Here is a 14,571-nt window from a genome sequence, read left to right on the forward strand (position 1 = left end):
GCACGGCTCAGCCGCGCAACGCCGGTGGAAGAGCCCGGTGATGCAGGACGTCGAGCCGCGACACGGCCCGGGTGAGTACGACGTAGAGGCGGTGCGGGCCGCGCGGCTCCGCCTCGACGATCTCCACCGGCTCGACGACGATGACGTGGTCGTACTCCAGTCCCTTCGCCAGGCTCGCCGGCAGCATCGTGACCCGGACGCCGTCGTCGCCGTCCGGGCCGGCGACGGCGGTCCCGGCGGCCCGCAGCGCCGCCACCAGCCGGGGCAGTCGGGCATCGGCCGCGATCACCCCGATCGAGCCGGCGTACCCGAGCGCGGCGGCGACCGCCTCGGTGGTCGCGGTCGGAAGGTCCACCGCCGCCCGGATCCGCACCATCCCGTCGGTACGCACCGACCGGGTCGGCGGAACCACGACCCGCAACTCCGGCAGGAGCCGGTTGGCCAGTTCGAGCACGACGGCCGGAACCCGGAAACCGGCGGTCAGCGGTACGACCGCCGCGTCGGGCTGACCGAGGTGCGCCAACTGGTCCCGCCAGTCCGATGCCGCCCACGGCGTGGTGCCCTGGGCGAGGTCACCGAGGACGGTCAGCGAGCCGTGCCGGCTGCGCCGCGCGACCGCCCGGCACTGCATCGGGGAGAGGTCCTGGGCCTCGTCGACCACGATGTGCCGGTAGCCGGCCGGATGGTCGAGCAGCCCGGCGACCTCGTCGAGGAGTACCCGGTCGGCGGCCGACCAGGTCGCGGTCCGCGCCGTACGTGGCCGTCCCGGCGGCCATCGCAACACCGCCTGCTCGTCGACCTCGAGCAGGCCGGCCGACGCCCGGGCCAGCGCCGCCGGGTCGCCGAAGAGCAGGGCCAACAGCTCCTCCGGGCGGGTCGCCGGCCACGCCTCGTCGAGGAACGTGGTGACCGGGCGGCAGCGGGCCATCCGGCGCAGCCAGGCACCGCTCGGCGTCTGCGTCCGGGTCTCGGCCCGGCGTTGCAGCAGGCCGACGACGCGGGACCGGAGCCGCTCCCGGCCGATGGCGTACGGCAGCGCCTCCGCCCGTACCTCGGTGAAGATCCGACGTAGCCACCCGACCGGCACTCGCCACTGGTACGAGCCGTCCGGCACGACGAGCGGCCCGGTCGGTTCGCCGGTGCGGTGGTACAGCGCGCGGTGCAGCACGGTGGCCATCCGGGGGTCGTGCTTGACTCTGGCCGCCGCTTCGCTGTCGGTGGCACCGACCGGGTTCCCGCCGACCAGTTCCGCGAGGGTCTGCTGCTCGACGTCGACCTCGCCGAGGGCGGGCAGCACGGCCGAGATGTAACGCAGGAAGGCGGGGTTCGGTCCGACGACCAGCACGCCGCCCCGCTTCATCTGCCGCCGGTGCGTGTAGAGGAGGTACGCGGCACGGTGCAGTCCGACGGCCGTCTTCCCGCTGCCCGGACCGCCCTGTACGCAGACGGACCGGTCGAGGTCCGCCCGGACCAGGTCGTCCTGCTCCGGCTGGATCGTCGCGACGATGTCCCGCATCGGCCCGACCCTCGGACGTTCGATCTCGGCGGCGACCAGTCGGCTCGTGGCGTCCGCCGAGGCGCCGGCGACCAGTCGGCTCGTACCGTCCGTCGACGCGCCGCCGTCGAGGATCTCGTCCTCGAAGCCGGTCAGTTCGGCCGGATGCCGGCCGGTCCAGCCGTACCGCCGGCGTTCCCGGACGCCGAGCGGGTCCCGGGTGCTGGCCCGGTAGAACGCCCGGGAGATCGGCGCCCGCCAGTCGATCACGACCGGCTGGCCGGACTCGTCGGTGATGTGTCGCCGGCCGAGGTAGTAGCGCTCGTGGCGATGTTCTCCGGCCGCCGGGGAGTCGCCGAACCACAACCGGCCGAAGTACAGCGGACCGTCGGGTTCCTCGGCCAGCTCCTTCACGTGGCTCTTCAGCATTCGGCCGAGCGTCTCGGCCGTGTAGCGGTCCCCGGCGACGCTTGCGCCGGTCGCGACCCGCAGCCGAGCGGTGTCCAGCATCCGGGCCAGCGCCTTCCGGGCACTGGCCAGCCGGGCCTGTTCCTCGGCGAGCGCGGCCGCCGGGTCGCTGGGCGCCGTGGGGTGGGCTGAGGTTGGCGGGGCCATGGTGATCGTTCTCCACGTCGTCGAGCGGGGGCATCAGCTTAACTCGGTAAAGAATACAACCAAGTAATGAAATTGACCGAGTTTGAGGAGTGTTAGAGTGGATCTCATGGACGAACCGCGTGGCCTGCGGGAGCGCAAGCGGCAGCGCACCCACGACGCGCTGTCGGAGGCGGCCATCTCGCTCTTCCTCCAGCACGGGTACGACCAGGTCTCCGTCGCCGACGTGGCCGCCGCCGCCGAGGTCTCCAAGCCCACGCTGTTCAAGTACTTCCCGAGCAAGGAGGACCTGGTCCTGCACCGGATCCTCGACCACCGGGCCGAGGCCGCCCGAGTGGTCCGGGACAGGTCACCCGGCGAGGCGCCGCTCGTCGCGCTGCACCGGCACTTCCTGGCCGGGCTGGCCCGGCGGGACCCGGTGACCGGACTCAACGACCATCCGGAGGTCCTAGCCTTCCACGGCATGGTCTTCGGCACGCCCAGCCTGGCGGCCCGGGTGGCGCAGTACGCCACGCACGACGAGGGGGCCCTGGCCGAGGCCCTGGCCGAGGCGGCACCGGCGGCCGGCACACTCGACGCCCGGCTCGCCGCGAGTCAGATCATCGCGGTCCAGCGGGTACTCGCCCGGGAGAACTGGCGCCGGCTGACAGAAGGCCAGGCGGCGGCCGAGGTGCATCCCGTCGCCGTCGCGGCGGTCGACCGCGCCTTCCAGCTACTCACCGGCGGGCTCACCGGGTACGCCGCGCCGTCGGACGGGTCCACCGACGGTCGGTGACCGCCGCCGCTCCCGTCCGACGGCGACCGCGACGTCGACGGCGACCGCGACCGCTCCGTCACGTCCCCGATCCATGCCCGCCCCCGTCGGTGAGGGCGCCCGGATGCGGGTCGGCCGGCAGCGGGCCGACCTGGAACGGCAGCATCATCGCGCCGTCCTCGTGTTCGAGGATGTGACAGTGCCAGGTGAACCGACCAGCGGTGTCGAACCTCGCCTTCACCCGGGTGACGTCTCCGGGCAGGGCGACCACGGTGTCCTTGTAACCCCGCTCCGAGTCCTCCGGCGGCCGCCGGCCGTTCCGGCCACGGCCCAGCACCTGGAACTGCACCTGGTGGATGTGCATCGAATGGGCGTCGGGGGTGTAGTTGTGGAACTCCCAGATCTCGGTCGCGCCCAGCACCGGGTTCTCGGTGACCGGGCTGTGGAAACCGTGCGGCAGCGGAGCACCGTCCGGCCCCATCGTGCCGAGTACCTGGACCGCCGCCGGGCCCGGACCTTCCCCTCGGCTTACGCTCAACGCGAGCCGGCGGGTCCTGGACGCCGTACCGAGCGGGGCGATCGCGGGCAGTCGCAGTTGCTCCGGCGGCAAACTGGTGTCCGGTCCGGTCAGCGCCCCGACCACGAACTTCAGCACCTGTCCGGTGGTCTGCGGATCGGCCACCTCGAAGTCGACGCCTGGCTCGCCGCCGGCGTAGGGATGGTCCGGCCCCTCGTTGACCAGGTAGAGCGCGGTGCCCTCCGGAACCTCGGTGAAGTCGACGACGACGTCCATCCGCTCGGCCACGCCGAGTACCAGCCGCTGCTGCGGCACCGGACCGGGCAGGAAACCGCCGTCGCCGCCGACCTGCCAGAACGGCAGCACCGAGGAGGCGGGCCGGACGGTCGGGTTCGCCGTGACGCCCAGGACCAGAAACCGCGAGTTGCAGCCGTTGAGCAGCCGCAGCCGGTACCGGCGCGGTTCGACCTCGAGCACCGGCCAGGTCCGGCCGTTGACCACGATCGTGTCGCCGAAGACCATGTGGTCGGCGGCCGACGCCGCCGCATGCTCCGGGACGCCCGGACCGGCGTGCCCGTCGAGACGCCCACTGTCCGGATAGGACAGCGCGCCGTCCACGGTGAAGGACCGGTCCTGGATGACCAGGGGGATCTCGTGGGAACGGACGCCCGCCGGCTCGTCCACCGCGGGCGCGGGCCCGGGTAGCACTCCGGCGGGCAGATCCGTCGGTCCGCCGCGCAGCAGGTAGAACCCGGCCGGACCGGCGTACACGTTGAGCCGGGTCATCCCCATCGTGTGGTCGTGGTACCACAGGGTGCTCGCCCGCTGGTCGTTCGGATACTGGTAGGTGGCGGTTCCCGGTCGCCACGGGAGCAGGTGCCGCTCGTCGAAGGATCGGCGGAACCCGTCGTACGCGGAGCCGTACCGGGCGAAGCCGTCCGGGATGTTCCCGGCGTCCGGCAGGTACCACGCCTCGGGATAACCGTCGCTCTCCTCGCCGACGTGTGCGCCGTGCAGGTGGGTGACGAACGGGACCGGACCGGTGTACGGACCGGAGGTGGTCCCGGCAGGCGCCGGGGAATCCCGTCCCGTCTCGCCGCCACCCGGATTCGCCCAGTCCCGGGTGGGATCCACCGCCAACAGGTGCGGCAGGAAGTTGCCCCGCTCGTCGAGGAGTTCGTTGGCCCAGGTCACCCGGACCGGACGATCGACCCGGGCCTCCAGCGTCCGGGCCGGATAGCCGAAGGTCTCCGGATGGTCGGGCGAGCCGTAGCCCCAGACCGTGGTGGCCGGCAGGCCGGGCGGCAGCACCTGCTGACGGAATTGCCGCACGCTGATCACGTACTCGTCGAACGGGCCCGCCGGCACTGTCGACGACATCGGCATCGCCGCCGGAATCGTCAGCGGGGTGACGTACTTCGGGATCTGGGCCGGCCGAACCGGGGGCGTCGCCCCGTCCGCGTGGCCCCGCCGGACCGACGGTGGCAGGAGCAGGCTGACTCCCCCGGCGGCACCGGCCGCGACCAGCTTCCTGCGAGACACCATGCGATCACGCTAGGTGAACGGTACTCGCCTTCATTCCGGTATCGCCAGAACGCCCTGACGAGGACGAGGAAATTCATCAGGGCGGGTGACGGCCCTAGCGGTCCGCCAGCCTCAACTCCTCGGCGAGGGTCACCAGGACGAAGACGTTCGGCACCTGTTGGATGAACCTGGCACCCACCTTCCGCCCGTTGACCAGCACTTCGAGGCTGCCGTCGCGGAGCCGGACCTCCGAGACCTCCGACCAGGGCGTGACCGGCCGGTCGCCGTCCAGGCGGAGGCCCTGCCGATTGATCGCGAACGGGTCGAAGTCGAGCGTCTCGCCGCGGTGCAGCCGCTCCCGCCCGGTGGCCACCTGCAGGGCGGTCACCGCGCTCATCACCCGGTCGCCGAGTTCGACGACATCGCGGAAGGCGTCGTCGATGACCAGTCTGCTCCCGTCGGGACGGATCACGGTGTACTGGTGCGAGGTGTACCTGACCGCTCCCCCGGTGCCGAGGTGCTGGGTCACGTTGCGGCGGACGTCCGCGATCTGGTCGAACGGCACGACGTCCGACTCCCGGCCGTCGTCCCAGACGAAGCCGTCGGAGAACAGGACGACGCCGATCCGCTCCTTCGGCTTGCCGACCCGGTACATCAGCACCGCGATCCCGGTGGCCAGGATCCCGATGAGCGCGACCACGACCCCGGCGCCGTACGCCTCGGACATCAGGGTGTACGGCACCGCGCAGAGCACGGCCGTGCCGGCGATCGCGCCGGGCACCGCGATCAGCCGGCTCTGCGAACGCCGACGCGCCTGGCACCAGTACGTCGCCTGGGGCGGACCCCAGTAGCCCTGGGCCGCCCGGACCGCCCGGTCCACCGCGTCGGTCTGCCAGTCCTGTTCGGTGCCCGCCACCACGTCGCTTCCGCTCACGTCTTCCCCCGTCTCGCCCCGCCTGATTCGGCGGGGAGTCTACGGGCTTCGGTGAGCGATGTGGATCAATCAGAACCGGATCCGGGGCGTCCGTCCGAGGGAGGCCCGGGATCCGTCCGAAGGGGACGGAACTACCCGCTCTGGTCGTCCACGGCGACACCGGACGGCGGTCGCCGGGCGAACGGCGGCGCGTGCTCGGGACGTACGCCGACGCCGATCAGGTAGGCCGGCACAAGCGAGACGGCCGGGAAGCGCCGCAGCAGGGCCAGTACGGCGCGGGGCGGTCCGGCCCGCCGACCGTCGAGGATCGGCTCGACCATGTTCCGGTGCATGATCCGTTGCAGCCGCTGCACGAGGATGGTCGGCAGCAGTCGCCGGGTTCGCACCGCGGCCAGTTCGGCCGGGGTGACCCGGCCCCGCCGCAGCGGCTCGGCGAGCAGGGTCGCCGCGGCGACGGCGTCCTGCACCGCGAGGTTGATCCCGACTCCGCCGACCGGCGACATCGCGTGGGCGGCGTCCCCCAGGCAGAGCAGCCCGTCCACATGCCAGCGGTCGAGCCGGTTCAGCCGTACGTCGAGATGTTTGACGTCGTCCATCGAGGCGAGCGCGTCGACCCGGTCCGCGAACGAGGGCGCGAGTTCCGCGATGTCCCGCCGGAAGGCCTCGATGCCCCTGGCCCGCAGTTCCGCGTCGATTCCCTTCCTGGCGATGTAGGCGATCTGGAGGTAGTCCTCCCTGGGGATCACCACGGCGAACCGGCCCTGACCGGCTCGCGGGGTCAGTCCGGCCGGGTCGTCGTCGGGGTTCCGTGGCAGTCGGAACCACCAGGCGTCGATCGGCACGGGGAACTCCCGGGGCCGCAACTCGGCCTGCCGGCGGGCGATCGACCAGCGGCCGTCGCAGGCCACGGTGAGGTCGGCACGGATCTCCCGGGAATCTCCGTCCGGCCCCCGGTAGCGCACTCCCTGGACCCGGCCCGCCTCCCGGATCAGCTCGGTGACCTCGGCGCGCATCCGCAGCGTGAAGGTGGGCTCCGCCGCGCCCGCCTCGGCGAGCAGGTTGAGCAGGTCCCACTGCGGCACCATGGCGACGTAGGGATGCGGGGTCCTCAGTCGACGGAAGTCGGCGACGACGAGCTGGCCCTCGCCGACCGGAAAGGCGACCTCCTCCAGCCGGCTCTGCGGCAGGGCCCCGAATTGTTCACCCAGGCCCAGTTCGTCGAGGAGTTGCAGGGTCGACGGATGGACGGTGTCGCCCCGGAAGTCGCGCAGGAAGTCACCGTGCTTCTCCAGCACCGTCACCTCGATGCCGGCCCGGGCCAACAGCAGGCCCAGCACCATTCCGGCCGGTCCGCCTCCGACGACGACGCAGGTCGTTCGCTCGTCCACCACGATCACCTTATTCAACGGCCGGTGAATTATGTGCCCACCGTACCTCCGGAACAACGATGATCACAACTACCCCACGCAACGGCCGTTGACGGGGCCGGAGGGGTCACGCTACGTTCGTTCTAAGAACAACCGTACGCAAAACGAACGACGGGCGGGCCGCTGTCGCCGATCGGCACGGCGACGACAGGCGATCAGGAGACTGAGGACGGATGGCTGAGATCGTCTCGTTGGCCGAGGGCGTGGCCGAACTGGTCAACGACGGGGACACGGTGGCGTTGGAGGGCTTCACCCACCTGATCCCGTTCGCCGCCGGTCACGAGATCATCCGACAGCAACGCCGTGACCTGGAACTCGTTCGGATGACCCCGGATGTCGTCTACGACCAGCTCATCGGCATGGGCTGCGCCCGACGCCTGGTCTTCTCCTGGGGTGGCAACCCCGGAGTCGGCTCGCTGCACCGGTTCCGCGACGCCGTGGAACGCGGCTGGCCGACGCCGCTGGAGATCGAGGAGCACAGCCACGCCGGGATGGCCAACCGGTACGTCGCCGGTGCGTCCGGACTGCCCTTCGCGGTACTCCGCGGTTACACCGGCACCGACCTGCCGAAGCACACCGACACCATCAGGCCGATCGCCTGCCCCTTCACCGGCGAGGTCCTCACCGCCGTACCCGCGCTGAACCCCGACGTCACCGTCGTGCACGCCCAGCGCGCCGACCGGGCCGGCAACGTGCAGATGTGGGGCATCACCGGCGTGCAGAAGGAAGCGGTGCTCGCCGCCCGACGCTCGCTGGTCACCGTCGAGGAGATCGTCGACTCCCTGGACCCGATGCCCAACCAGGTGGTGCTGCCGACCTGGGCGGTCAACGCGGTCGCCCTCGTACCCGGCGGCTCCCATCCGTCCTACGCGCAGGGCTACTCCGTCCGCGACAACGCCTTCTACCAGACCTGGGACGCGATCAGCCGCGACCGCGACGCGTTCGCCACCTGGATGCGACAGCATGTCCTCGACGTCCGGGACGGCGGAGAACCGGGTCGGGAACGGCGCATGACCGGGGAGACGGCATGAGCGGGCGCAGCGCGGAAAGCGAGGAGATGGGATGAGCCAGAACTGGACCTCCGACGAGATGATGACCGTCGCCGCCGCCCGCCAACTGCGGGACGGCACCGCGTGCTTCGTCGGAATCGGCCTGCCCAGTACGGCCGCCAACCTCGCCCGCGCCACCCACGCGCCCCGGCTCGTCCTCATCTACGAGTCCGGCTGCCTCGGTGCCAAACCCGACCGGCTGCCACTCTCGATCGGCGACGGCATCCTGGCCGACACCGCGGATGCGGTGGTCAGCGTTCCGGAGGTCTTCAACTACTGGCTTCAGCCGGGCAACGTCGACGTCGGCTTCCTCGGCGGCGCCCAGGTCGACCGGTACGGCAACATCAACACGACCGCGATCGGTGGCGACTACGCCAACCCGAAGGTACGGCTACCCGGAGCCGGCGGTGCACCCGAGATCGCCGCGTCCTGCCGGGAGGTCATCGTCGTCATGCGACAGAGCCCCCGCACCTTCGTCGAGCGCGTCGACTTCGTCACCTCGTTCGGCTACGGCTCCGGCCCTGGCGATCGGGAACAACTCGGACTGCGTGGTGCCGGCCCCCAGGTCGTCATCAGCGACCTCGGCGTCCTCCGGCCCGACCCGTCGACCCGCGAACTGGTGCTGACGCACCTGCATCCGGGAGCGACGGTCGAGCAGGCCCGCGCGGCCACCGGCTGGGCGTTGACGGTCGCCGACGACCTGCGTACCAACGAGCCGCCCAGCGAAGCGGAACTCACGGTGCTGCGCGCGCTCAAGGCGGCCAGCGCGGCACCGTGACCTCCGGGGCCGGCCACGAATCGTGGCCTGCCGGAAATCACGGCGTATCCGGCGGGACGATCATGCCGGCCGTATAGTCGGACCAGTGGGAGATGGCGGCGACGTAATCAGGGAAGCCTGCGGAGTCTTCGGGGTACGGGCACCAGACCAGCCCGTTTCCCACATCACGTACCTCGGCCTGTACGCCCTGCAACACCGGGGCCAGGAGTCGGCGGGGATGGCCGTCAGCGAAGGCACCAAGATCTGGGTCAACAAGGACATGGGTCTGGTGTCGACCGTCTTCGACCACCATCGCCTCGAGGCGTTGCGGGGCCATCTGGCGATCGGGCACACCCGGTACTCCACCACCGGAGCCAGCGCCTGGCAGAACGCCCAACCGTCGTACCGCACGGCGCAGGAGATCCAGTTCGCGCTCGCGCACAACGGCAACCTGGTCAACACGCCCGAGCTGGCGCAGGAACTGGGGCCGGCTCCGGGCACGGTCGGCAGTGACAGCGACCTGGTCGCCGAACTCGTGGTCGCCGAACTCGCCGCGCCGGACGCCGTCGGCGGCGCGGATCCCCTCGAAGGCGCACTGGCCCGGGTACTTCCCCGGCTCCGAGGCGCCTTCTCCTTTGTGATCATGGATGAGGACCGGCTGATCGGCGTCCGGGATCCCAACGGGTTCCGTCCACTGTTCCTCGGCCAGCTTCCGCACGGCTGGGTCCTCGCCTCGGAGACGCCGGCCCTCGACGTCGTGGGCGCGCAGGTCGTGCGGGAGGTCGAACCGGGCGAGATGGTGGTCGTCGACGAGGCCGGGGTCCGGTCCGTCCGCCCCTTCCCGGCCGCCGCCGTCAACCCGACGCTGTGCTCGTTCGAGTTCGTCTACTTCGCCCGGCCCGACGGCGTGCTGCGCGGGCGGGGAGTACACGGTGCCCGCAAGCGGATGGGCATGGAACTCGCGATGCAGGCACCGGTCGACGCCGACCTCGTGGTGCCGGTACCGGAATCCGGCATTCCCGGCGCCCAGGGGTTCGCCCAGCAGTCCGGAATCCCGTACGGCGACGGTTGGATCAAGAACCGCTACATCGGTCGCACCTTCATCGCGCCCACCCAGGAACTGCGGGACAACGCGGTCCGGATCAAGTTGAACCCGATCATCGAGAACGTCGCCGGACAGCGGCTGGTGGTCGTCGAGGACTCGATCATCCGAGCCACCACGCTCCGGGGAACGGTGCGGATGCTCCGCGAGGCCGGTGCTGCCGCGATCCACCTGCGGATCTGCTCTCCGCCCTACCGGTGGCCGTGCTTCTACGGCATGGACACCGGCGACCGCGGCACGCTCATCGCCGCGAACCTCGACGTGGACGCGATCCGCGACTACCTCGGCGTCGACTCCCTGGTGTACCTCGAACTCGACCGGATGCTCAGCGCCATCGGCGACGAGCCGGACGACTTCTGCACCGCCTGCATGACCGGCGACTACCCGGTCCCCGTCTCGGTCAACACCACCAAGGACATGCTGGAAAGGTCCTGACCGGTCGACGGGGTCCGGACCGTCCCCGGTCCCGCGACCTCAGCGGACCGACCGGAAGCCGGCGCGAAGGTCTTCCGAGAGGAACTGCGGCTGTTCCCAGGCCGCGAAGTGCCCGCCCTTGTCGTGCTTGTTGTAGTACATGAGGTTGGGATACGACTGCTCCGCCCAACTGCGCGGGCACTGGTACAGCTCGTCGGGAAAGGCGCTGACGGCAACCGGGACGGAGACACCCTTGGCGGAGAGAAACGGAAACTTGTTCTCCGCGTAGAGACGGGCCGCCGAGATCGCCGTGTTCGTCAGCCAGAAGAGCGTGATGTTGTCCAGCACGTCGTCCCGACTCAGGCCTCTGGGCTGTCCGTCGAAGACCTGCGAGATCAGTTCCAGACTTTTCTCGTCGTGGTCGATCATGAAAGCGGCCAGTCCGACGGGCGAATCCGCCAGTCCGGTCAACGTCTGCGGGCGCGTTCCCATCTCGAGGGCGTAGGCGAGATGCAACTGGTAGAAGGACGACAGCTGATCACACGCGTGCTGCTCCTCGGCCGAAAGGCCGGACGGCGGCGGACTGCCGGACAGGAGCACCTTGTCGAGGTCGGGCGGCACGGCGCCGGGCATGTTGGAGTGGATGCCGAGCAGCTCCGGTGGTGCCTCCAGACCGATGAGATCCGTTACGAGCGCACCCCAGTCGCCGCCCTGCGCGACGAACCGCTGGTAGCCGAGACGCCGCATCAGCTCTATCCAGGCGCGGGCGATGTGGGTCGGATCCCAGCCGGTGGTGGTCGGTTTGCCGGAGAATCCGTAGCCCGGCATCGACGGGATCACCAGATGGAAGGCGTCGGATGCGCTGCCACCGTGCGCCGTGGGGTTGGTCAGCGGCTCGATGATCTTCAGTTGCTCGATGATCGAACCGGGCCATCCGTGCGTGACGATGAGCGGCAACGCGTCCTCGTGCTTCGAACGGACGTGGATGAAGTGGATGTCCAGTCCGTCGATCTCGGTGATGAACTGCGGCAGCGCGTTCAGCCGTGCCTCGACGCCGCGCCAGTCGTACTCCTTCTGCCAGTAGCGGGCGAGTGCCTGGATCGTCGCCAACCGCACGCCCTGCGACTGATCGCCGACCGTTTCCCTTTCGGGCCAGCGGGTCGCCCCGATGCGCGCACGCAACGCCTCGAGTTCCGCCTCCGGGACCTCCACCGTGAACGGCCGGATCTCCGCAACACTCGGTCGCGCCTCGGTCCTGACAGCCACCTGGGGCCTCCAATCGGTAACAGGGCTCTGCCCGGACTTCCCCGGATCGACGCGGGCATGCCGTCCCCCGAGCGCGGAACTCCGGCGCACGCCGGCCGGCCGGTCCGGTGGTACCTGGTAGACGGTCCGGTGGTACCTGGTAGAAACGACGGATGCCCCGCAGCATCGCGACGAACACCAGGGTGGAACGGCCGGAACTGGTCGAGTTCCTCCGTCCACGGCACCGCGCCATCCTGATCACCACCCGGCCCGACGGCCGGCCCCAGTCCTCGCCGGTTGCCTGCGGCGTCGACACCGCAGGTCGGATCGTCGTCTCGACCTATCCGGAGCGGGCGAAGGCGGTCAACGTCCGCCGCGATCCCCGGGTCTCGGTCTGTGTCCTCTCCGACGACTGGAACGGCCCGTGGGTGCAGGTCGACGGCACCGCCGAGGTACTGGACCTGCCGGAGGCGCTGGACCCGCTGGTGGAGTACTTCCGCTGCATCTCCGGCGAGCACCCGGACTGGGACGAGTACCGCGAGGCCATGCGTCGGCAGGGTAAGTCGCTGATCCGGGTCACCATCGACAGTTGGGGCCCGCTCGCCACCGGCGGCTTTCCGGCCCGGCTCGCGGACTGATCAGACAGCGGTGCCGGCGGGTGGTGTCTCACATCGTGACGACCAACTTGCCGGTGGTGTGCCGGCGGACGAAGTCGACGCAGGCCTGCACGCCGTCGTCGAGGCGGTAGCGGCGACCGACCGTCGCCGGCAGTCCACCGGCGACCGCCAGTTCCCCGACCTCGCGCATCCCGCCGAGGGTGCCCTCCATGTCCAGGACGAAGTGCAGCCGTACGTCGTTCCGGCCGATCCACTCCTGCTGCGGCACGGGGTAGGTGATCGTGAGGAGGCGTCCGCCCGGACGGATCGCGCCGGCGACCGCGCCGAGTTGGTCGCTCGGCAGGGTCAGGTTCAGCGCGACGTCTACTTCGGAGGGATAGCCGGCGGCGGCGTACCCGATGATCTCGTCGGCGCCGAGCGCCCGTAACACGTCGGCGTCGGCGTCGGTCGCGGTGGCGATCACCCGGGCCTTCGCGGCGGCGAGCAGTGGAAGCACGGCGGTACCGACACCGCCGGTCGCGCCGACGACCAGGACGGTCTCCCCGGGCCGCACCTCGGCGGTGGCCATCAGGGCCCGCGCGGTGAGGCCGACGGTGGGCAGGGCCGCCGCCTGTTCGATGTCGAGGGCGGCGGGCCGGTGCGCCAGGAACGGGGTGTCGGCCTCGAAGACCGCGTACTCGGCCAGCGAGCCGGTGCTCAGCGACGGCCGGGCCCCGCCGGCCATCGCCCGTAGCGCCCGGGGCACGGCCTGCCCGAAGATCTCGTCGCCCACCTGGTAGCCCGTTGCGCCGGCACCGACCTCGCTGACCGTGCCGGCGAAATCGTTCCCGGGTACGTGTGGGAACGGCAGCGGCACGACGTCGCGGAAATCGCCGCTGGGCAGCCGTACGTCGGCCGGGTTGATGGACGCGGCGGCGATCCGGACCTGGATCTGTCCCGGGCCGGGCCGGGGCGCCGGCAGCTCGGCCACCGTGTACTCCTCGGGTGGCCCGTAGTGGGTCACGACAACTGCCCTCATGTCATTCCTCCATAAACGGACCGGGCGGTCATGTTACTGGCGCCACGCTAGCAATAAACGGACCGGGCGGTCAACTTGTTAGGATCGCGGCGTGACCTCGACCCGTCCCCTCCGCGCCGACGCCGTCCGCAACCGGCAACTGCTGCTGGCCGCCGCCGCGGACGAGTTCGCGGAGCGGGGACTCGACGCCTCGGTCGCCGACATCGCGCGCCGGGCCGGCGTCGGCAAGGGCACCGTGTTCCGCCATTTCGCCACGAAGAACGACCTGATCGCCGCGATCGTCCTCGACCGGATCGACGCACTCAACGCGGTCGGCGAAGAACTCCTCGACGCGGCGGACCCCGGTACGGCACTACTGGAATTCCTCACCGTCGCCGCCCATCAGCGACAGCAACGCGACCTGTCGTTCCTGCACGAGTCCGGCGAGCTGCCCCCGAAGGTCACCAGGGCCCGCGAGCGGATGTCCGACAACGTGCACCGGCTGGTCGACCGGGCCCGGCGGCACGGCGCCGTACGGGCCGACGTGACCGGCGCGGACATCATCCTGCTGATGTGCGCCCCGAACTACGTCGCCAGCTACGTACCGGATGCCGCACCCGACCTGTGGCGGCGATACCTCGCCATCATCTTCGACGGCCTACGCCCGGAGGGCGCCCATCCACTGCCCCACCCCGCGCCGCCGACTCCCTGACGCCGAGCGGGTGGCGGGGCGCCCCCCGTCAGCCCAGGTAGAGGCAGAACGGGTGGCCGGCCGGATCGAGGTGGACGAGGACGTCCTCCTGCGGTTGGTGGTCGGCCCGGGTCGCGCCGCAGGCCACGGCGTGCGCGGCGGCGCGCTCCAGATCATCGACCTGGATCTCCAGATGCGCCATCATCTGCTGGCCACCGGGCCTGGCCGGCCAGGCGGGTCGGGTGTACGTCGGCTCGCTCTGGAAGGCCAGGCCCACGCCTCCGGCGGGGTTGCGCATCAGCACCCACTCCGGCTCCTCCTCGGTGATCTCCCAGCCCAGGAGTCGCTGGTAGAAGCGGGCGAGCACGACCGGGTCCGGTGCGCTCAGGTTCACCGTCGTCAGGGTCAGCCCCATGCCGCCAGCCATGATGCGAAT

General features: G+C 70.8%; 13 protein-coding genes. 6 read left to right on the forward strand and 7 right to left on the reverse strand.

All coding sequences use genetic code 11. From position 1 onward, the window contains the following. Positions 1-7 precede the first annotated feature (7 nt). Complete coding sequence (locus I0C86_RS29035; RefSeq protein ID WP_196204493.1) at positions 8-2,110, reverse strand: HelD family protein; 2,103 nt, start codon at positions 2,108-2,110, stop codon at positions 8-10. A 106-nt stretch (positions 2,111-2,216) separates the two neighbouring features. Here I0C86_RS29035 and I0C86_RS29040 point away from each other — a divergent pair, with 106 nt between their 5' ends. Beyond that, entirely contained in the window at positions 2,217-2,882 is a 666-nt protein-coding gene (locus I0C86_RS29040; RefSeq protein WP_196204494.1) for a TetR/AcrR family transcriptional regulator, read from the forward strand. A 58-nt stretch (positions 2,883-2,940) separates the two neighbouring features. On the opposite strand, the gene I0C86_RS29045 is transcribed toward I0C86_RS29040, so the two are convergent. The 3 genes from I0C86_RS29045 to I0C86_RS29055 all read right to left on the reverse strand — a co-directional run bounded on the left by I0C86_RS29045 (position 2,941) and on the right by I0C86_RS29055 (position 7,224). Then, positions 2,941-4,923, reverse strand: a complete 1,983-nt coding sequence (locus tag I0C86_RS29045; protein WP_196204495.1) for a multicopper oxidase family protein — start codon at positions 4,921-4,923, stop codon at positions 2,941-2,943. Between the two features lie 94 nt (positions 4,924-5,017). Beyond that, positions 5,018-5,836, reverse strand: a complete 819-nt coding sequence (locus I0C86_RS29050) for a DUF6585 family protein (protein ID WP_196204496.1) — start codon at positions 5,834-5,836, stop codon at positions 5,018-5,020. A 131-nt stretch (positions 5,837-5,967) separates the two neighbouring features. After that, the gene (locus tag I0C86_RS29055) at positions 5,968-7,224 is read right to left on the reverse strand and encodes an FAD-dependent oxidoreductase (protein WP_196204497.1); all 1,257 of its coding nucleotides are present in this window, start codon (positions 7,222-7,224) and stop codon (positions 5,968-5,970) included. A 212-nt stretch (positions 7,225-7,436) separates the two neighbouring features. On the opposite strand from I0C86_RS29055, the gene I0C86_RS29060 reads away from it, so the two are divergent. The 3 genes from I0C86_RS29060 (at position 7,437) to purF (ending at position 10,606) form a co-directional block, all read left to right on the forward strand. Then, entirely contained in the window at positions 7,437-8,294 is an 858-nt protein-coding gene (locus tag I0C86_RS29060; RefSeq protein WP_196204498.1) for a CoA transferase subunit A, read from the forward strand. 31 nt (positions 8,295-8,325) lie between these two features. Then, positions 8,326-9,090, forward strand: coding sequence for a CoA-transferase subunit beta (locus tag I0C86_RS29065; protein ID WP_196204499.1), 765 nt, complete (start codon positions 8,326-8,328; stop codon positions 9,088-9,090). 85 nt (positions 9,091-9,175) lie between these two features. Continuing rightward, complete coding sequence (purF, locus tag I0C86_RS29070) at positions 9,176-10,606, forward strand: amidophosphoribosyltransferase (RefSeq protein ID WP_196204500.1); 1,431 nt, start codon at positions 9,176-9,178, stop codon at positions 10,604-10,606. A 39-nt stretch (positions 10,607-10,645) separates the two neighbouring features. Here the strand turns inward: purF and I0C86_RS29075 are convergent, their stop codons facing one another. Continuing rightward, positions 10,646-11,851, reverse strand: a complete 1,206-nt coding sequence (locus tag I0C86_RS29075; protein WP_196204501.1) for an epoxide hydrolase family protein — start codon at positions 11,849-11,851, stop codon at positions 10,646-10,648. A 152-nt stretch (positions 11,852-12,003) separates the two neighbouring features. On the opposite strand from I0C86_RS29075, the gene I0C86_RS29080 reads away from it, so the two are divergent. After that, positions 12,004-12,468, forward strand: coding sequence for a PPOX class F420-dependent oxidoreductase (locus tag I0C86_RS29080; protein ID WP_196204502.1), 465 nt, complete (start codon positions 12,004-12,006; stop codon positions 12,466-12,468). Positions 12,469-12,496: 28 nt separating this feature from the next. Here the strand turns inward: I0C86_RS29080 and I0C86_RS29085 are convergent, their stop codons facing one another. Beyond that, a complete protein-coding gene (locus I0C86_RS29085) occupies positions 12,497-13,465 on the reverse strand; it encodes an NADP-dependent oxidoreductase (protein WP_196204503.1) in 969 nt (322 codons plus the stop codon). Between the two features lie 91 nt (positions 13,466-13,556). Between I0C86_RS29085 and I0C86_RS29090 the strand changes: the two genes are divergently transcribed. Then, on the forward strand, positions 13,557-14,156 hold the full coding sequence (locus tag I0C86_RS29090; protein WP_196204504.1) for a TetR/AcrR family transcriptional regulator: 600 nt from the start codon (positions 13,557-13,559) through the stop codon (positions 14,154-14,156). A gap of 28 nt (positions 14,157-14,184) precedes the next feature. Here the strand turns inward: I0C86_RS29090 and I0C86_RS29095 are convergent, their stop codons facing one another. Then, the gene (locus tag I0C86_RS29095; RefSeq protein ID WP_196204505.1) at positions 14,185-14,562 is read right to left on the reverse strand and encodes a VOC family protein; all 378 of its coding nucleotides are present in this window, start codon (positions 14,560-14,562) and stop codon (positions 14,185-14,187) included. Between the last annotated feature and the right edge of the window lie 9 nt (positions 14,563-14,571).

The sequence above is a fragment of the Plantactinospora alkalitolerans genome, from assembly GCF_015690345.1.
In the GTDB taxonomy this organism is placed as follows: domain Bacteria; phylum Actinomycetota; class Actinomycetes; order Mycobacteriales; family Micromonosporaceae; genus Plantactinospora; species Plantactinospora alkalitolerans.